The 18207-nt window shown below is 58.8% G+C and carries 16 protein-coding genes; 7 read left to right on the top strand and 9 right to left on the bottom strand.

Translation table 11 applies throughout. The annotated features are described in order from the left end of the window. Positions 1 to 366 precede the first annotated feature (366 nt). The 6 genes from WYS_RS11525 to WYS_RS11500 all read left to right on the top strand — a co-directional run bounded on the left by WYS_RS11525 (position 367) and on the right by WYS_RS11500 (position 10504). Entirely contained in the window at positions 367 to 7389 is a 7023-nt protein-coding gene (locus WYS_RS11525) for an RHS repeat domain-containing protein (RefSeq protein WP_019178328.1), read from the top strand. Between the two features lie 13 nt (positions 7390 to 7402). Next, a complete protein-coding gene (locus tag WYS_RS11520; RefSeq protein WP_019178327.1) occupies positions 7403 to 8416 on the top strand; it encodes a hypothetical protein in 1014 nt (337 codons plus the stop codon). A gap of 39 nt (positions 8417 to 8455) precedes the next feature. Then, positions 8456 to 8635 (top strand): hypothetical protein, encoded by a 180-nt coding sequence (locus WYS_RS11515; RefSeq protein WP_019178326.1) that lies wholly within the window; start codon positions 8456 to 8458, stop codon positions 8633 to 8635. A 66-nt stretch (positions 8636 to 8701) separates the two neighbouring features. Then, positions 8702 to 9187: a hypothetical protein gene (locus WYS_RS11510; RefSeq protein ID WP_019178325.1), complete on the top strand. Its 486-nt coding sequence runs from the start codon at positions 8702 to 8704 to the stop codon at positions 9185 to 9187. 440 nt (positions 9188 to 9627) lie between these two features. Next, entirely contained in the window at positions 9628 to 9900 is a 273-nt protein-coding gene (locus WYS_RS16135; protein ID WP_147654262.1) for a hypothetical protein, read from the top strand. A 19-nt stretch (positions 9901 to 9919) separates the two neighbouring features. Further along, entirely contained in the window at positions 9920 to 10504 is a 585-nt protein-coding gene (locus tag WYS_RS11500) for a hypothetical protein (RefSeq protein WP_019178323.1), read from the top strand. A 44-nt stretch (positions 10505 to 10548) separates the two neighbouring features. On the opposite strand, the gene WYS_RS11495 is transcribed toward WYS_RS11500, so the two are convergent. The 6 genes from WYS_RS11495 to WYS_RS16260 form a co-directional block, all read right to left on the bottom strand. Continuing rightward, a complete protein-coding gene (locus tag WYS_RS11495) occupies positions 10549 to 10737 on the bottom strand; it encodes a hypothetical protein (protein WP_026069062.1) in 189 nt (62 codons plus the stop codon). A gap of 196 nt (positions 10738 to 10933) precedes the next feature. Continuing rightward, on the bottom strand, positions 10934 to 11512 hold the full coding sequence (gene comE, locus WYS_RS11490) for a sulfopyruvate decarboxylase subunit beta (RefSeq protein ID WP_019178320.1): 579 nt from the start codon (positions 11510 to 11512) through the stop codon (positions 10934 to 10936). Then, positions 11509 to 12009 carry a sulfopyruvate decarboxylase subunit alpha gene (gene comD, locus WYS_RS11485; protein ID WP_019178319.1) on the bottom strand — a complete coding sequence of 167 codons (501 nt, stop codon included), beginning with the start codon at positions 12007 to 12009 and terminating at the stop codon, positions 11509 to 11511. The genes comE and comD overlap by 4 nt, the downstream gene beginning before the upstream one ends. Further along, positions 12006 to 13268, bottom strand: coding sequence for a cysteate synthase (locus WYS_RS11480; RefSeq protein WP_019178318.1), 1263 nt, complete (start codon positions 13266 to 13268; stop codon positions 12006 to 12008). Before WYS_RS11480 ends, comD begins: the two co-directional genes overlap by 4 nt. A 208-nt stretch (positions 13269 to 13476) precedes the next feature. Further along, positions 13477 to 14655, bottom strand: coding sequence for a Cdc6/Cdc18 family protein (locus WYS_RS11475; RefSeq protein WP_019178317.1), 1179 nt, complete (start codon positions 14653 to 14655; stop codon positions 13477 to 13479). Further along, positions 14652 to 15605 carry a hypothetical protein gene (locus WYS_RS16260; protein ID WP_019178316.1) on the bottom strand — a complete coding sequence of 318 codons (954 nt, stop codon included), beginning with the start codon at positions 15603 to 15605 and terminating at the stop codon, positions 14652 to 14654. Before WYS_RS16260 ends, WYS_RS11475 begins: the two co-directional genes overlap by 4 nt. A gap of 84 nt (positions 15606 to 15689) precedes the next feature. Between WYS_RS16260 and WYS_RS11465 the strand changes: the two genes are divergently transcribed. Then, a complete protein-coding gene (locus WYS_RS11465; RefSeq protein WP_019178315.1) occupies positions 15690 to 16040 on the top strand; it encodes a hypothetical protein in 351 nt (116 codons plus the stop codon). Between the two features lie 92 nt (positions 16041 to 16132). Here WYS_RS11465 and rpl12p read toward each other — a convergent pair whose 3' ends face one another. From rpl12p to WYS_RS11450, 3 genes are read right to left on the bottom strand one after another with little or no spacing between them, the layout of a single operon-like run. Continuing rightward, a complete protein-coding gene (rpl12p, locus tag WYS_RS11460) occupies positions 16133 to 16438 on the bottom strand; it encodes a 50S ribosomal protein P1 (RefSeq protein WP_019178314.1) in 306 nt (101 codons plus the stop codon). Positions 16439 to 16460: 22 nt separating this feature from the next. Further along, complete coding sequence (locus tag WYS_RS11455; protein ID WP_026069060.1) at positions 16461 to 17462, bottom strand: 50S ribosomal protein L10; 1002 nt, start codon at positions 17460 to 17462, stop codon at positions 16461 to 16463. Between the two features lie 12 nt (positions 17463 to 17474). Beyond that, complete coding sequence (locus tag WYS_RS11450; protein WP_019178312.1) at positions 17475 to 18113, bottom strand: 50S ribosomal protein L1; 639 nt, start codon at positions 18111 to 18113, stop codon at positions 17475 to 17477. Positions 18114 to 18207: the final 94 nt, after the last annotated feature.

Here is an 18207-nt window from a genome sequence, read left to right as displayed (position 1 = left end):
ATTTCCAATATAGGGCGTGGTTATTCACCTACAATCAGTCTTGATGCGAATAACCTTCTGCACATATCTTATTTTAATGAGGAAACATCTGAAACATTGGTTCAACATTATCAAAAATATGCAAACTCTGGCTCTTGGTCAGGTGGCACTCTTTGTTCTTGTGGGGACTTATTCGAGGTCTTCCTTGATCAACTAACCTCATGGGTTAGCCCCATTAACTCATTGGCACTGGCATGGACCAACTACTTTTTTGACGGTTCATGCTCAATCAGTTATGCCAGTATCCCACTTCCATTCGGCACCTCCGGCTATTCATCGGACCCCTGGGACAGGGACGGGCTGTCCCCGTATGGGACATATTTCGCCATGAACGGCCAGTATATCTCCCCGGGGTCAGGCCAGCTAACCCTCGTTCAGAACGATGTCTCCATCACCGGCCGGGGAGGCCTGGACCTCGGGGTATCGAGGATATACCAGCAACCGAAATATTTCATGCACAATACGCCATATGATTACAAGGCGTTCCCGTCCTGCAACATGGGCCGGTTCTGGTCGCTCGACCTGCCGTGGATGGATGATCGGTACGTGTACCTGGCCAACGGGCAGCGCTTCGTCATTCAGTGGGGTAATGAAGGCGATGCCAAAGAGTTCGTCAATCACGACGGGGTGCATTTCGTCCTGCGTGACGTGAACAAGCAAGGGACGAAATATTACGAGCTGATCACGTCGGCCGGACTGAGATATCAGTTCGATCACTCCGGCTACGCTCTCAAGAAGATATCTGATCTCGCGAACTATGATCCCGGTGCCGCTTCATACACGGAACCATACAACTGCCTGACCCTCGAGTATAGCGGCAGCCGCCTTACATCCATAACCGATTCGGCACTGGGACGGACCATAACGTTCTACTACAACTCCAATGGGCTGCTGAGCAGCATAATGCGGCCGGACGGGGAAACGATCCAGTACGGCTACGCTCAGCACGATGGACAGCAGTTCCTTGCGTCAGTGACCGATGCCGATGACAGGGTCACCACGTTCACCTATGATCCGAGCAGCAACTATCTGCTCAACAGCATAACCTATCCGAGCGGAGGAAAGGTGCAGTACACTTACGGTGTGGATCAGACTCCCGCGACAGAAGTAACGTCCCGACTGGTGATCTCGGAATCCATCAGGAACGCGGCCACCAACGCTCTGATCCGCCAGACCTCCTTCGACTACAAGATCGTCAACGGCAAGGTGACTTACTGCAAGCTCGTCAATTACGACGAAACAGGGACGATACAGGGAAGCAACATCTACATCTTCCAGTCCACGCTGAAGAGTTCCAGCGAGATCGTGCTCGGCCCGGCGGGCGAGCAGATGCAGAAGACCACCACGTGGTACGACGCCAGGGGACAGCCAAGCAGAGTGGACACCTACAGCGGCAGCTCTGCTGAGGTAAGCTACTCGGAGTACATGGCCTACGATGACTGGGGCAACGTGATATTCACCAGGGACGCCCTCGGCCACGACTCATACTATTCGTACGCCAACACCGATACCCAGAACTCGTTCCAGGGCGGGACCATACTGGAAAGGACCTCTACTGGCAAAATATTCCACGACGCGTTCGATGACTGGGACCTTTCGGATTGGACCGTGGACGCCGGAGCGGGGAGCGTGCAGCTGGACGGATCTGCGGACCCGACAAGAGCGCCGTCCCTCAAGCTTACTCGAACAACAACGTCCGGCGACTTGTCAGCAACTCATCAGTTCGCCGGGCAGAGCGGCAACTTCAACATCCAGACCTCCTTCATGACGCGGAACACGCTTCCAAACTACATCATGGCGATGAGTGGCAGCACGGCCCGGATCAATTTCGAGTCGCAGGGCGGCTATTTCAAATATTATACCGGAAGCGCATGGGTCTCGGTCGCACCATGTGCGCCTAACACATGGTACGATGTCGGGTTCGCCGTCAAGTACTCCAGCAATGCATACGACATCTATATCGACGGAGTGCTGGTGAAGAGCAACGTTCCCCTCTTGGCGTCGGGACAGCTCAACGCCATAAGGTTCCAGGCAAACTCAAATGGCGGAACCGCGACCGCCCTGTGGTTCGACGACGTCCGGATATACAAGAGCAGCACCGTCACCGTCAGCGGGCTGGAAGCGGACGACATCGTCGAGCTGTACAACTCAAGGGGCGAGCTTCTGGACCGCAGCAAGTCCGGAACGCTCAGCATCCCTCCGTTCTCCCGGCTGTCGTTACCTGCGTACATTAGGCTTCTCAAAGTAGGTGACACCTCGATCTCCACCCCCATGATGGACATCTGGGGCGGGGATGCGTACTCTGTCGTAGACGGCACTTTCATCGCAGGTGTGAAGGGGATCTCCAGCGGATACGCTCAATCCCGGAGCTCCATCGCCGACGATGCCTGGCCGTCCGGCTCGACCACTTATTCCTTCATGATGGAGTACAGTTGGATAACGGATTCCGATTATGCCGTCACCAGCGACAAGTATCGGCAGAGTGGGTACTCGATAAGCATATATAATCACGGCCACGGCTTCAAATCCACCACATCCTACATGCGCGTGAACGCATCGGACGCTATCGTTCAGTATATATGGCTTGAGGACGGGAAGATGCCTCAAGAGATCGTGCTCCAGTACTTCGTCAACGGTGTCTGGAAGAGAGCATACTGGGGCGGAGACACATCTGGAAACGATGCATTCACCACTCTAGTTCCCTCTGAACTGGAACCCCTATCACAACACATTCATCGCATCGGGAACGTGCCGCAGATTACGGGGCAATGGGCACAACTTACCGTCAAGGCATCTGACCTTGGGATACCTGATGGCAGCAACATCTATGGGATCATCTACGGCCTCAGGGGCGGGACGGCCAAGTGGGACAGCTCCGGCGTCCATGGCCTCGGGGTCAGGGTGGACGGCCTATCGTCCGGCATGACGGTGAAGATGACGCTGGTGAACGGTACCACGGTGTCGAAGACCGCCACTTCCGGCTCTGTAACTCTGGACCTGTACTCCCAGGGCGTTCGGGCGTTCCCCATCTCCGCTTCCTTCGAGATCTACGACAGCGTCGGGACCTTGGTCTACGCCAGCCCCGTCTATGATGAGATCTACAACTACGACAAGTTCAGCTACGAGGGGACCGACTTCTACGCGAACAACATCAAGAGCGATCTGCACAGCAGTCTGGCAGGCGCGCTGACCTATCAGAACGACGAAGGAACGACAGCGCAGGATAGCTACATCAAGTACAATTATGACGGGTATCCTATCGCGTCGAAGTCCAGGCTTGGCTCCGGATGGGCCTGCACCGAGTCGTTCTACGACATCTGCGGCAATCTGGTGTCGAGCACCGATGCCGCCGGCGTGAGGACGTATTACGAATATGGGGACGGAAGAACATACCTGGAGCGTACATGGGGCGCTGCGATCGGCGAAGCGGTCGAAGAACTGGAAAACTTCGGATCGCCGAGCGGTTGGACTCTGTCTAAAGGTTCAAGCAACGGCAATGTTGCTTGGCTGGTAGGGCAATACAGCACGTCCAGATACTGCTCTCCCTCCAGCTCGGTGGAGCTCGGTTTCACCACCGGCGCTCCCAGTACCTACGATACCGGCTCCGTCACCGCCTGGAAGGAATACAACATCGCTGAGGTAAACGAGATCTCGACGAAGATGTACGTGAGCGAGCACTCTCACGACGGCCGCCAATGGGACACCCTGGACTCTGCCATACGTATGAGATTGTACGACGCCTCCGGTACCAATTACGCCACCTACGCCTATTGGCTGGCATGCTGGAGACAATCAACGGACAATCGCACCGCTCCCGATAGCTACACTAAGGTCATCTACGGCAAGCCGCCGATGAACGCCTGGCTTGACGTCGTTCTGCATCCTTCTGAGGACTGGGATATAGATTGGAGCGATTGCTCAAAGGTGCGCATCGAGCTCCATGTATACGGTTCCGGCACCGTCGCCGACAAGTTCAGGGTAAACTATGACGACCTATCCATACATGGCCGGGCGCAGGACGAGCGGGGGCGAACATCATATTCTTACGATCTTGCCACCGGGCGGCTAAATTCAGTCACCGACGCCTACGACGCTACGACCAGCTATCAGTACGATGTGCTCGGCCGGACCGTTAGGACGACCAACCCCGACGGGACCAGCGTTTCCATCGAGTACGACGACGAGAACAACAAGGCCGCTTACTATGACGAGCTGGGACGCAAGACCGTGAGCTACTACGACGTCATCGGCCGCCTCGTCAAGGTGGAAAGCTACGGGTTGTCGAGCACGCCGCACTCCCAAGTCACGTATGAATATAACTGGCAGGACCTGCCTGTCCGGGTAGTAGACGAGATGGGCCGGGCGACCGAGTACTCATATGATTATCTTGGTCGCCAAACCTCCGCCGCCGTTTACGATGAAGGGACCGGTGCCACGACCATCAATGATGACTTCACTTCGACCGCGGGATGGCAGCCGTACTCGCACCGCTCCTGGCTTACCTCCTCGTTCTCGACCGAGCAATACCATTCCGCCGGGCAGTCCGTGAAGCTCACCTCTATCGGAGGAGGCGCCGACGGTCAGGATTACGGCACCACGACGATGAGCAAGGACCTCAGCGCCAGTGAGATATCGGATCTCTCGGTGAAGATGTTCGTGAGCGAGTACTCTCACAACGGCTGGCAGTGGGACCGCCTTGAGTCAGGCATCAAGCTGAGGTTGTACGACGCCTCCGGGAGCAATTATGCCAACTACACGTACTGGCTGTCATGCTGGACCCAAAGTTCGGACAGCCGAACTACAACGGACCCGAACACCAAGGTCATCTACGGCAAGCCGGCCCTGAACACCTGGCTGAATATCGTTCTTCATCCCTCCGATGATTGGAACATCGACTGGTCTCGCTGCGACGATGTGAGGTTCGAATTCTTCGTCGATATCGGCGGCTCCAACGCGGACCGCTTCACCGTGTACTACGACGATCTCTCCGTCGAATGCGCCGGCAGCGTCACCAGCAGGTACGCATCGTACACCGAGTACGATGACGTGAACCGCCTGGTAACGTACATCGACGAGCTCGGCAACAAGAAAGTGATGAAGTACGACGTGCTGGGTCGCCTTAACGCTTCCCGGGAGTACCACTCCTCGACGCAGTACTACGAGACGCTGATGAGCTACGATGCCGCCGGCAACCTCAAGACCGTGAGGCAGGCCAACGGCGAAGTCACCCGCATGCACTACGACGCCTTGGGCCGGCAGACCTCCATCCTGTACCCGGACGGCTTCTCCGAATCGTGGACCTACGACAACGCCGGAAAGGTGCTCACATCCACATCCAGGAGCGGACTGGTGACCACATCCTCCTACGACGGCTTCGGCTACCTGACGAGCGTGGCGAGCGAGGATGATACCATCACCACCGGCTATGATCTCAAAGGACGTGTCGTCGAGAAAAGCAACGATCTAGGCACGATAACCTACCAGTATGACGACATGGACCGGGTCGTCGAGATGATCGAGATCGTGGACGGCGTTCCGTTCACTCTCTCGTACGAGTACGACGACGTCGGGAACCTGCTGCACGTCGACTATCCTGATTCCGGCAGGGTATCGTACGTTTACGACGACCTCGACCGTTTGGTAGACATAGTATCCGGCGGGACGAACCTGCTGCACCTCGCGTACAACCTCGACGGCTCCGTAGCAACGGAAACCTACCTCGGCGGCAACTCCGTCGTTTCGTACTCTTACAACGGACGAGGATGGGTCAGCGGCATATCGGCGGAGGACCGCTACGGTGCCGATATCCTGGGACTGCGGTACAACTACGACGCGGCAGGCAACGTGCTCAGGATCCAGGACAGCGTCGGTCCGGCGGGCACGGAGGACTATACGTACGACGCTCTCGGTCGTTTGACCAAAGCGACCGGGGCGTGGGGCAGCATACAGTACGGCTACGATGCCGTCGGGAACCGAATATGGAAGAACGAGAACGGGAACAACGTGTCGTACTCCTACGGCGTGTACAACCAGCTCTCCTCGGATGGAACATGGGGATACAGGTACGATGAGGACGGGAACGTGGCGTGGAAGGAAACCTCGTCGCTGAAGTACAACTACCTGTATGACCCGCTCGGCCGGATGAGCTCCGTTGTCAAATACCAGTGGCAGTCAGGTAGCTGGGTCTCAGCGGTGATGGGCGAATATGGCTACGACGCCAACGGGGCCAGGGCCATGACGATCGATCCGTCGGGCACAAGCCGCTTCGTCTACTCCGGCCACGATCCCGTGTACGAGGTCTCCTCCGACGGTACGACCAACAAGTACGTGTATGCCAACGGGCGGCTGGCCGTAAGGATCGTCGACGGGACCGAGAACGACTGCTACATCTCCGACGCTCTCGGTTCGACGAGACTGGTGCTGAAGAACGGGAACGCCGGTCCACAGGACATCCTGTTCTCGGCGGTGACGTACAAGCCGTTCGGCGCCGTTTACTCCCCGACCGGTTACGACCAAGTTATGTTCGCCGGGGAAATGATCGACGGTACCGGCCTGGTGTACCTGTTCGCTCGCTACTATGATCCGGAGCTGGGACGGTTCCTCGCCCTAGATCCAGAGCTTGGCTCGCTGTCGATGCCGCAGACCCTGAACCGGTACGTGTACTGCGTGAACAGCCCGCTGATGTTCATCGACCCGACCGGAATGAGCATCTTCGGAGACATTGGCAACTGGTTCAGCAATAATTGGAAGACAGTTGCTGTCGTCGCTGTTTGTGTCGTACTTACGGTGGCGACCGCGGGTGTCGCGTCACCCGCTCTCGCCCTTGCCGCTTCGGTAGCCATCGGCGCGGGGACGAGCGCTTTGGATTACGGTCTGAATGCGGGATCGAGCTTCTCCTGGGAAGGATTGGCGGCGAGCACGGCAATAGGCGCCGGGACCGGGGCGATAGGCTTCGGGGCGGGAGCCGCGATAACCAAACTCGCGGCCAAAGGTCTGGCAGCTACTGCCGGATCAATAACGTCAAAACTATCACCGATATCCAAGAGCCTTCCTTCAAACGGTCGTTTCGCCGTCATTGGGGAATCCATGACTCGGGTCAATGAGTTCAAACTCAAGTACGGCGGCGAGACCATGCGGAAACTGCCGAGCACAATGCCAGAGGCGAAGATGGAGGTAAAAAATATCAAATGGATTAACAAAATGATGGATAAGGGATACCCCGTTGTAGATCTGGGTCGAAATCCAGAGTTTGTGAAGATGGGTTTGGAAACTAAAAAATTCTACCAGTTGGAACTAAAAGAGATAGCAGCACGAGGATATGAAAATGTGATAAAGATCAATTGGCCTTAGGAGTGTCGGACCAATGCTGAAAATCAAAATCGTTGATGGAGAGAACCTCGATCTATGGGTGGCGGAAGTGACCCCTCCGCAGGGGAACTGGAGATCGCCCCAGCCGATGCCATGGCGCGAATTGGACCAGATACTGACATCCATGGGATTCGACAAGGACGAGCTTATGAATGCCAGGATCGAAGCATACGTCGAAGATTCCGAATCTGCATACCGCAGGCTCGAAAAGGAATACCTGCCGTTCTTGCAAGCGACGTTGGCAGGGGAACGGGAGGTCCCTCCACCACAAAGACGGTTCATCGAGGCGTGGATGGCTTACGCGCTTTATTACCGCGATGAGATACGCCCTCTTTGGAATGTCCTCTATCGGTCCGATGCCGTCTTTCATAGTTCCCCAAGTTGTGACGAGCTCTCCTGGGCGTTCCTGCGTCTTCGTGAGAGGGGATGGCTGGCAGTTGATGGAGATCGGTTCGGCCTGACGCCCGAGGGAAGTCATATCGTTCGGGACGTCCTGAGCCAGGACGATGATATGTACTGGTATGTACTGATCGAGAGATGGATGTCGGAACATCCTCTGCCAGGCGATGAAAATGCCGAGATCTGGAAATCCGAGACCAAGGTCTTCGACAAAAATGCCGAATCCGAGTACCGCAGGCTCGAAAAGGAATACCTGCCGTTCCTGCAAGCAGCTTTGGCGGGGGAACGAGGGGTCCTTCCACCGCAACGGCTGATCAGCGAGGCATGGGTCGCTTACGCTCTTTATCGCCTGGACGGCATACGTCCATTATGGGAGGTCATCAGATCGGCCGATGACCTCTTCATCAATATTCCCGATCCTGATAAGCTCTCCTGGGCGTTCCTGCGTCTTCGTGAGAGGGGATGGCTGGCAGTTGATGGAGATCGGTTCGGCCTGACATCAAAGGGACGTCGTGTCATTCGGAGGCTCAAGCGCCGGTACAAAGATATGCATTGGTGGGAGCCACTTCAGAACTGGATGTCAGATCATCCTCTGCCAGGCGATGAATGAATGGGCCGCTGATATTATAGCCAGGAAATGTGAACCTTGATGAAAGATGATGAACAGATAATAATCAACAGGGTGAAGAAACCAATCTGGGAACAAATAAGCCTAGCTGAATCATTAGATGAGGAACTAATTCCAACAATGAATAGTAAGAGCAAAAGGGAGAACGAATTGAAACAACTGGGCATCTTCCCGCTGGCTCATCTACCGGAAGAAGGATAGGGGGGCTTTCTCAACCAAGCCCCTTTACTGAGAACAGAAATCGCCGGGGCGACATGTGGCTTAGGGTTGGCAATTGGCATGGGAGGAGGCTTCGCCGCAGGTGCGGTAGGGGAATATGCTAGCCAGAGATTAGATGGTAAGGAAATCGATATGAACTCAGTGCTAATTTCTGGGGCGATAGGGGCTGCATTTGGTGGACTGGGCGAGTTCGCTCCGGCTTTGAAAACAGGTTCATTGACTAAATTCATTAGCAGTGCCAAAAACGTGAAGCTTGTTGACTTGAAACCCATGCTCCCATATCCAACAAAAATTGGTTTAAAAGAGTTTAGATTACCGGGATATATGGATATGATTGGTGCGCCAGAATATCTTGCAGGAGGAAACCGTGCGGCAGTACAGTTAACCATTGACGTTGGCCTCTCTATTGCTGAGTCTGGTATGGAATGGGCTCAGAAAAGGCATTATGTTAGCATAGCCAGTTATACAGCAGTCGCCAGTCCGCGTCCTCTAGATGTGATTGACGTGCGTACCTTTTCTAACACCGCGGTGTAGGAGGGATAAAACGTGACATACACAATTATTGAGCTTTTTAGATGCGAGAGGTTGTTGGGGGCATGTGAATAACTATATTCTTGGCCTGCCTTATCACATTTGGCGCATTCGCCATAGGCTGGCTGGTTTCCTATGCAGCTTCACGCTGGGTATTCAGACGCTCGGCGAGCCGGATGAAGGCTCTGGAAGATAGGCTGAGAACCGAAGACCCTCGCAACATGGTTCTGTGGCGGAAGCAGATGCATGGCTACTTCTTCGGTTTCATACATTTTTTCTGGATAGTGTTCATTCTTCTGTTCGAACTCTCCATAATTTTCGGAGGAACAGATCCGTGGACCGATGGAACGATGAGAGATTTGCCTACGTTTACTCTCTGCTTTACCATTGTGGTCGTCACGTTGGCCCCATTGCAATCGTTAGAATCTGGGTTTTCCGTCGTCGTGGCGAACGACGAGGGCATCAGACAGCTCAGGCCGGGACTGCGAGGGTACAAGGAAAAAGCCAAGATACCGTGGGACAGCGTCGTCAGCGTAGACTACTACGGCGGTTCGAACCAGATCGCCGGCATCGCCATCGCCGGGTCGGGTCAGGCGATAAATGTAAGGCTCGACTCCGACAACTTCGACCCGCTGTGCGCGCTTTTGATGAGCAAGGTCCCGAGGGACTCTTTCTCGGTCCCGGCGTACAACTATTGTCGCATCTACGTGAATTGACGAAAGAGAAGGCGTAACAATGGCACTGGATCTCAACTACCGACATGAGTTCAGGGGCATGAGGCCCGAGGACATCACAGATAGAATAGTTCTCTGGTTGCAAAAGGAGAACGCGCAGAAGGTCATCAGTGATGGGAAGGCGAGCGTCGAGGCGTCCCACGGCTCGCTGAAGTGCATAAGGTCGTGGGAGCGCAACGGCAGGAAGAAGCTTAAGTTCGCTATCGCGCCGACCAGCGGTGGCGTCACGGTCACCGTCACAGCGACGCCGTCGATGGCCAACTCCTCCGACGTGGCCATGATGCTGGCCGAAGCAAAACTGAACTGGGGCCTGCTGCTGGAAGAATGCTGGTCCGCCGTGGAGGGCGTGGCGGTAACGGAGAGCGGCCGCCGCATGGCCGAGATCAAACATGAGATCACGACAAGCAACCGCGAGATCGGTAAGAAAATGGTGCTCAACGGCTCGATCGGCTTCGTGCTGGTCTTCGTCCTCGGCGTCGCGGCGATCTCGCTCACCGACGGCGCAGTCCCCAGCGTGGTCGTGGTGGTCCCATCGGTCATGTTCGCGCTGACGGCGTTCTGGGGCTTCATGAAGATGAGGGACTGAGCGATACATGATTCGTTCTCTAGTATTGTAACTCTCTTGCAACGTCAGTAATTGGCACGATACAGAACGGTGTCAGAACGCCCATATTCATTAGGGGCCCAATTCAGGGTGTCGACGATAGCTATCCTCTCGTCGGTCGGGGAGGCCATTCGGGGAGCGGCCGTTACTATCGGCCCTCTGGAAGCTTTCACCTCGTCCAGGCATGTCTTCAGCGCGCCGACCTCTCTGGCCATGGTCTTGGGGCCCTTCAGGTCATGGCAGGTCTAGATGGCCTCCAGGACCATGTTCCTCCTTTCTGACTACAGGGTCCACTCTTTTCCAGAACTGTCCCTTCAGTACGATATCTACCTGCCCAATCTCAGCCTGATATGAATGTTGTTCTGCAATAGGACGATTTCATCATAAAATCGTTCTGTAGGAAAACGATTTTCATCTGGCTCTATCGTGAAATTCGTCGGACGATTGTCGGACCGCAGCCATGAACCGCTCGAGAATCTCGGCGGGAGCGAATTCGATGATTGGCACGTTAGCGTTGCCAAGCTCGGTCTTTACCACGAGGACTCCCATGTTCATCTTTGCAAGCTGCTCCGCCAGCTCCACAAGGCTGCGTGCCTCCTCCACCAACGGCACGCCGGCCGCGCGTGCTATGCTAGCCAGGTCGCTCCGCGCGCATATCGGCGTGGGCTGAGCGCCGGTGGAGCCATAAACCCCATTGTCCAGGATCACCAGGAGGTAGTTGTCCGGCCCGTGGCAGGCGATGGTGGACAGCGACCCCAGGTTCATGAGGATGGAGCCGTCGCCGTCCAGGGCGATCACCTTCCGCTCCGGCCTCGCCAGCGCCAGCCCCAAGCCTATGGATGACGCCATCCCCATGGAGCCGAGCATGTAGAAGTTCTCCTCCCGATCGCACGCGGCGGCGAGCTCCCTGCTGGGATAGCCGATATTGGAGACGATGAGGGCGTCCCCGGCGCTCCTGGCGATGAGCTCGATCGCTTCCATCCGCTTCATGCCCGGCCCCAGTAGGACTGCTTTATCAGCACCGCCGCCGGCTTTCGCTCCCTCAGTGAACCGTCCCAGGCCCGTTCGATGACCGCCCCGGCGTCGTCACCGCGGTCCAGGACGTGCGCGGGGATGCCCATGGCCTCCAGCAGCGGTTCGGTCAGCTGCCCCATCGGCACCTGGCCCACTATCTGCTCCCCCTCCAGCCCGCGGTGGCTCATCACCATCAGCAGCGGGATGCCGTACAGCAGGTCCAGCGACGCCAGCGCGTTGATGGAGTTCCCCAGCCCGGAGTTCTGCATCAGCAGGACGGGGTGCATCCCTCCCAGGTACGCGCCGGCGCAGATGCCCACCCCCTCTTCCTCCCTGGTGACCGGGATATGCCTCATGCTCGGGTCATCGCGTATCATGAGCAGCAGCTCCCGGAGATTGACGCAGGGCACGCTGGTGACTAAATCCACCCCGCAGCTCTTCAGGGCCTCGAAGACCTCGGAAGAGGAGCTCACGCGCCCGCCCTCTTGGCCTTTCTGAGCTTGTGGTTGGCCTTGTTCACGATCAGCTCCGTCCCCTCGCCTTTGGGCACGTTCATGTCCGCTTCGAGCCGGTCCAGGGCCGAGCCCCTCTTGAGCCGCCCCTCGCCCCCTCCGGTGATGTTGAGCAGGACCCTCTCGTCCTTGCCTACGCTGCCATCCGCGACGGCCTTGACCAGCGCGGCCACCGCCACCGCCGCGGCGGGCATGATGTCGATCCCCTCCCTGTCTTCGAACATCCGGGACGCCTCCTCCCCCTCCCGGTTGGTGATCCCGGCCACCGAGCCGTGCGTGGCGGCGAGGGCGTCGGCGACGCCCCCGGGAACGTCGAAGGGGGCCCGGCGGTTGAACAGCACCGCGTCGTACATGCCGCTGGGGCACTTGGGGTCGGGGGCCCCGCCGTGCACGGCGCTGTAAATGGGCGCGCAGGGCAGGTTCTGGGCCAGGTGCAGCACCGGGAGGCGGGAGCCGAACCTCCCGTCCCCTATCAGTCGCATGGAGGCCTCCCAGGCGGCGATGCCCCCTGTTCCGCTGCCGACGGCCTGGAAATACCGGTCCGGCAGCGCCCCCATGGCCAGGACGGACTCCAGCATCACCGTGCCCATGCCGTCCCTCCGGGCGATGTTCCGCGCGCCGCCCTCGGGAACGAAGCCCCGCTTCGCCGCGATCCTCTCGCCCAGCTGGATGGCGTCGGTGTAGTCCCCCTCCACCGACACCACGAATATCGAGCTCGGATCGTCATCGCCGGGAGGCAGCCACAGCTTCGGCACCGCCGACGAGGGCACGACGAGCACCAGAGGGTACCCGGTCAGGCAGGACATGTGCGCGAAAGCGCGCCCGGTGTTGCCGGCCGAGGAGACCACCAGGACGTCCCTGCCTCCCCCCTCCATGAGCCGCCGCACCGTGGGCGGGGCCTCCAGGTCCTTGAAGCTGCAGGTTGGCAGGTCCGCGCCCCTCTCCGGCCAGTGACCGTTGAAGGCGATCCAGAGGTCCTTCAGGCCCAGCTCGCCGGCCAGCCCCTCGCTCTGGTACGCTATCGGCCCGCCGGTGAACCGCTCGATGGTCCCGTTGACCGGCAGCCAGTCCAGGAACTTCCAGATGCCCGGATGCGGCGCCGGGGTCAGGCGCTTCCGCTCGTAATCCGCCCTCAGGAGGCCCAGGTCCATGGCGCAGCCCAGGCGTTCCGGCCCCTGCTCCTTGGAGCACCCAGCGCAGCGCAGTACGAACTTGCCCATCGGCCACTCATACGGGGGCCGCCATATAATTATATTTTTCCGAAGGGGAAATATTGGCACTCCAATGCAAACCGCGGGCGGCCATGGCACAAAAGGGTACGTGCCCGCCGCTCTCGCTGTCAGGGCCCCGAGCCGCTCTCCCCAGGGTCTTGTCATCGGCCTCGGAACGGCCTTTGCGCCGTCCATCATCAATGATTGCGGTCCCGGCTCACTCCTTCTCGCCGAGCATGTTCTCCAGCATCTCCCGCAGGGCCTTGACCGGTATGTCCGGAACGGAGATGTAGGTGGTCCGCCCGCCCGAGGGGTCCCCGGAGACCTTCGTCTCCGCCAGGCCCTCGTTGGCGATGGACTGCAGGTACGCCCAGAACTGGGTATGCCCCCTCGCCCTCTCCCCGTACTCCTCGGCGGCGACCTGGTAGTTCTTCTCCACGTCCCTGGTGGTCACGTAGGCATGGTCCTTGAGGGAGCGGGCCACCGCCAGAAGCACGAACTTCTTCTGGATGTCCAGCTGCTCCACCTTGGACCAGGTGACCACCGAATAGGTGAGCGCCTTGGCCGCCCTGACGTTCTCGGGGGCGACCTGAGGCAGTCCCTCCTCCTCGGCCAGCATGCCCGCCTTCTCCAGGATCTCGATGGCGAAGCGGGCGTCCCCCCACTCCGCGGAGGCGTCGGCGATGAGGTCGACGGACTCCGGGGGAACGGTGTCGGGATAGAAGGCCAGCTCCACGCGGTCGGCCACGATGTCCCGCAGCTCCTCGCCGCCGTACCGGTCGAAGGTGATGACGTTGGCCCTCCGGAAGGTCGACAGCGAGGCGGGGTCCAGCATGTCCAGCAGGTACTTCTGCGAGATCAGGATGAGGGACATGGAGGACTTGGCCCCGATCTTCTCCTCGTCGAACCTGGACAGGTGGTAGATGATGTCCCCGGCGCCCTTGCGCAGAAGCACGTCGGCCTCGTCCAGCACCACCACCAGGTGCATTTTCCGCTTCTCCACGTGCTTGTGCAGCGTGCGCAGCATCTCCGCGGTGGAGAAGCCCCTGTCCGGGAACCTTTCGTCGAAGTGCGTCACCAGGCGCAGCAGGACGCTGGACTCGGTGCTCCTCTGGCGGCAGTTGACGACCACGAAGTCCATGGGCTTGCCCGTCTCGCTGCCCCTCTTGACCAGGTCCAGGCAGAAGCGCTTGCTGGTGGCGGTCTTCCCGGTCCCGACGTTCCCGATGAGCAGGGCGGTCTGGGAGACCCCCGACTCCAGCACCGGGCGGAAGATCATCCACAGGCGCTCCATCTGCTTCTCCCGATGGACCAGGCGCTCGGGCACGTAGTCGAAGGAGAGCTTGGCGGGGTCCTTGAGGACCTTCGCGGGCCGGTCGTAGCGTTGGCTGGTCACTTGCGCCTCGCACGTATGTATCCGGAGCAAGGGATAATACTTATCCCCCGGTCCTCGAAGATGTCCGCCAAAAGGTTCAGGCCCAGGGAGTCGGAGGCCATGTGGCTCGCCACGATCAGGTTCACCTTGTTCTTCCTCGCCTCCTCGATGTGGCTCTCGGGCGCGTGCATGCATACGATCGTCCCGACCCCGGCGCGGCCCAGCTGCTCGTAGATCTCCTTGGGCGCCGCCGTCCCGCCGGCGAACTTCACGGCCACCTTGCCGGCCCTCTTTTCCTTGTCGCCGACCAGCACCTCCGGGGGCGCCGCCTCTCGTATGGCCGCATCGTACTCCGGGAGATCGCCCAGCACGTCCAGCAGGTCCTTGATGCGCTCCGGGCCCTTCTCATCGAGCAGGTCCTGCATGAACCTCTGGCCCAGCAGGTCCGCGGGGGTGTGGATGCACATGAGCGGAAGGTCCAGGAGCCGGAAGGCGTCCACGGCCTGGGCGTGGTTCGCGGAGTGCAGCGCCTGCTTGACCTCGTTCATCCGGGGCCCCATGATCCACTCCGCCGCGGTGATCGGCACGCCCCACGACTCCATCATCTGCTCCTGTATGCTCATGACCTTGTACAGCGAGGCCTGCGCCCGGCCCCGGGGGTGATGGCCCAGCACCGCGTCGATGCGCTTTCCCTTATCCCTGAGGCGGTCCGCCAGCAGCGCCTCGCCCACGGTGATGTCGATGCCCCACATCATGCCCTGGACCTCGGCGTCCCGGTCCCCGCACAGCAGGCGGGAGTCGGCGTAGGGGTTCCACAGCGCGTCGGCGTCGGACCGGTCCTTCTCTTTCCCCTCCAGCTTTTGATACGCCTCCTCGGTCCGCTTGAGGAGCCGGTCCATCTCCTGGCCCCGCCGGGGGTCCGCCTTCTTTCCCTCCTCCACTGCCAGCTTATAGACGTCGAATAAGCGCATGCTATCCAGAACTAATCCCCCTCACCGCTTAAAAATATCTCCTTACGGAAAGGTACGTCTAGAACATCCTGCATTGTCATCCTCATGGCTGAGGGCAATGACTATCTTACCGCACTGATGAAGAACCCCATGGGCGCCATGCGCGTCGAGGACCTGGTCATGGAGGCGGCCAGGGACCTCATCAAGGACGAGATCAAGCGGCACATACGCCAGAAGCTGGACGACGACCCCGATCTCAAGGCCAACATCCGCTCCGCCATCGGCGAGCTCATGGAGGCCAAGGTCAGGGAGGGCTATGCCATGGTCAAGCTCGGCAAGTACGGGGTGGACCTCGGCATCTCCCTGGTGCCCCAGGACATGAAGAGCAAGATCGACCGGGACCTCGCCGACCTTCTGGAGAAAGAGGTCTCCGGCATGGTCAACAAGATGGACTGATCCAGAACGCATCAGGATAATGAAAAACGAGGAAAGGGGTTGAAAGAGGGGCCGGAGCCCCATTGGTCGAAGAAAGACCTATCCGGTCCTGTTCAGCCGAACAGAGCGGACAGACCGGCAGCAGCCTCTTCCTCGCTGACTTCCGGCTTCTTCTCTTCTTCCTTCTTCTCGACCTTGGCCTCGGGCGCGGCAGCAACGGGGGCTGCGGCGGCGACGGGGGCGACAGCGGCGGAGGCGATGGCCTCGTCGATGTTGACGCCCTCGAGGGAAGCGGTCAAGGCTTTGATCCTGGCGGCGTCGGGCTCGACACCCGCGCTCTTCAGGACGTTCGCGATCGATTCCTCGCTAACTGCCTTGCCAGCAGCGTGTAGGACCAAGGCGCTGTATATGTACTCCATTTTTATACCTCCTTTGATTGTTTCATCCGAATAAAGCACTAAGGCCTGCAGCGGCTTCTTCTTCGCTGACCTCGGGCTTCTTATCTTCGTCGTCTTTCTTCTTGTCTTCCTTCTTCTCCTGCGTAGGTGCGGGCGCGGCAGCTGCGGACAGCTGCTTCTTCAGCCGCTCGTCCTCCAGCCCGGGGACGCGAGACGCAACGGCGAGCATTTCCGCGTTCGCCTTTGCCAGGAGAGTCTTGATGTTATCCTTTGTGGGGATAGCCGCTTTGATGCTGAGAGCGTTAGCACCGCGGTACGCCTTGGCCAGCAGCGGATTGATGGTCTGCTTGGTCGGGTACACTATGCTGACGCCCAACGCGATGGCGTTGCGGGAAGCGGTGGCCAACATGCTGGGGTAGTAGTCCGCGGGCACGTCGAGCACGGCCTTGTTGTAGACCACGCCATCCTCGAAGGCGGCCCTGAGGTCCATCCCCACGATCATGGGGAAGATCTCCAGCTTGGGCAGGATCTTGCTGAGCTCCTCGGACACCTTGTGCCCCTTCTCTACAAGTACCTTTTCCTTGCGTATGACGATCTTTCCGCCTTCGATTGCGGCGGGGATGCCGGCCTTCTGCAGCTCGCCCACGATGGGGCCGGGCTTGAAGGGAGTGTCTCCCGCCTTGATCACGATGTCCTCGGGCGCTATGTCGCCAGGTTTGGCGGGCGCGGGGGACTTGGTATCCTCCATGTTCTGGAACAGCTTGAAGGGGTTCATCGGGGTGGCCACGATGGCGCACTGGCCGCTGATCTGCTCCTTCAGCTTCTCCAGTCCGGGCCTCTGCTTGGCCGCCTCGTCCAGAGCTATGAGCACCAGGTTGTTCCTGGTCATCATTATGGCGGCGTTCTTCCTCATCCCCTGCCTCATGTTCTGAAGCTGGGGGGACGGTATGCCGTGGACGTCGACAACGGCCACGACGGGGTTCTTGAGCATGAGGTCGGTGAGCTCCTTCACCTTCTCCTTTTTCCAGGATGCTACGTGTGCCATGTCAGAACCTCCTTACAGAAGCCTCTCGGCCGGGCCCATGGTCGTCTTGACGTAGGCCGAGTCGATGTTGTGCCTTCCTTTCTCAAGCTTGCCGGTGACCCTCTTGAGGATGGCATCAACGTTGTCCGCTATCTCCTCCGCGGGCATGTCCGCGGTGCCGACAGGGGCCTGGAAGGTACGGCGGTCCTTGCTGCGGACCGACACGCTCTTGCGCAGGTTATCGATCATGGGCTTGGGGTCGGCGCCTGGCGGTATGGGCTTGGGCATCTTGCCGCGAGGCGCGAGCACGATACCCAATCTCTTACCGATCTGGGGCATCAAGGGGGCTTCGGCGATGAAATAGTCGCACTGGGAAGCCATCTTCTTGGCCTGCTTCTTGTCATCAGCGATCTTCCCGAGCTCATCGGGAGTGATGATGAGGTCGGCGACGCCCTTGGCCTTGGCGGCCAGTTCGGCACCTCCGATAACGCAGACCTTCAGCGCCTTACCCCGTCCATGTGGTAGAACAACGTCTTCCTGTATCCTGTTCTTGGGAACAGACAGGTCCACATCCTTGAGGTTTATGGCCAGGTCAACGGTCTCTACGAACTTCCTCTGGGGGGAGCTCTCGAGACACTTCTTGACGGCCGCTAAGGTCGTTTTCTCTGCCAAATAACATTCCTCCTGTAGTGCAAGTGAGCGGTGAAGCTCTCCTACAGTGTGGAGTCCCTTAACAAAGCTGTCCTTTTAAACTTTGTGGCGGGGG

Origin of the sequence: Methanomassiliicoccus luminyensis B10, assembly GCF_000308215.1 — an archaeon.
GTDB classification, from domain to species: Archaea; Thermoplasmatota; Thermoplasmata; order Methanomassiliicoccales; family Methanomassiliicoccaceae; genus Methanomassiliicoccus; species Methanomassiliicoccus luminyensis.
This window is presented reverse-complemented; position numbering and strand designations above follow the sequence as displayed.

What these genes read in the sequence shown, in the direction of transcription:
- WYS_RS11525 (WP_019178328.1), top strand. Translation starts at nt 367, where the DNA reads ATGAACGGCCAGTATATCTCCCCGGGGTCAGGCCAGCTAACCCTCGTT.
- WYS_RS11520 (WP_019178327.1), top strand. Translation starts at nt 7,403, where the DNA reads ATGCTGAAAATCAAAATCGTTGATGGAGAGAACCTCGATCTATGGGTG.
- WYS_RS11515 (WP_019178326.1), top strand. Translation starts at nt 8,456, where the DNA reads ATGAAAGATGATGAACAGATAATAATCAACAGGGTGAAGAAACCAATC.
- WYS_RS11500 (WP_019178323.1), top strand. Translation starts at nt 9,920, where the DNA reads ATGGCACTGGATCTCAACTACCGACATGAGTTCAGGGGCATGAGGCCC.
- WYS_RS11495 (WP_026069062.1), bottom strand. Translation starts at nt 10,737, where the DNA reads ATGGCCAGAGAGGTCGGCGCGCTGAAGACATGCCTGGACGAGGTGAAA.
- comE (WP_019178320.1), bottom strand. Translation starts at nt 11,512, where the DNA reads ATGAAGCGGATGGAAGCGATCGAGCTCATCGCCAGGAGCGCCGGGGAC.
- WYS_RS11480 (WP_019178318.1), bottom strand. Translation starts at nt 13,268, where the DNA reads ATGGGCAAGTTCGTACTGCGCTGCGCTGGGTGCTCCAAGGAGCAGGGG.
- WYS_RS16260 (WP_019178316.1), bottom strand. Translation starts at nt 15,605, where the DNA reads ATGCGCTTATTCGACGTCTATAAGCTGGCAGTGGAGGAGGGAAAGAAG.
- WYS_RS11465 (WP_019178315.1), top strand. Translation starts at nt 15,690, where the DNA reads ATGGCTGAGGGCAATGACTATCTTACCGCACTGATGAAGAACCCCATG.
- rpl12p (WP_019178314.1), bottom strand. Translation starts at nt 16,438, where the DNA reads ATGGAGTACATATACAGCGCCTTGGTCCTACACGCTGCTGGCAAGGCA.
- WYS_RS11455 (WP_026069060.1), bottom strand. Translation starts at nt 17,462, where the DNA reads ATGGCACACGTAGCATCCTGGAAAAAGGAGAAGGTGAAGGAGCTCACC.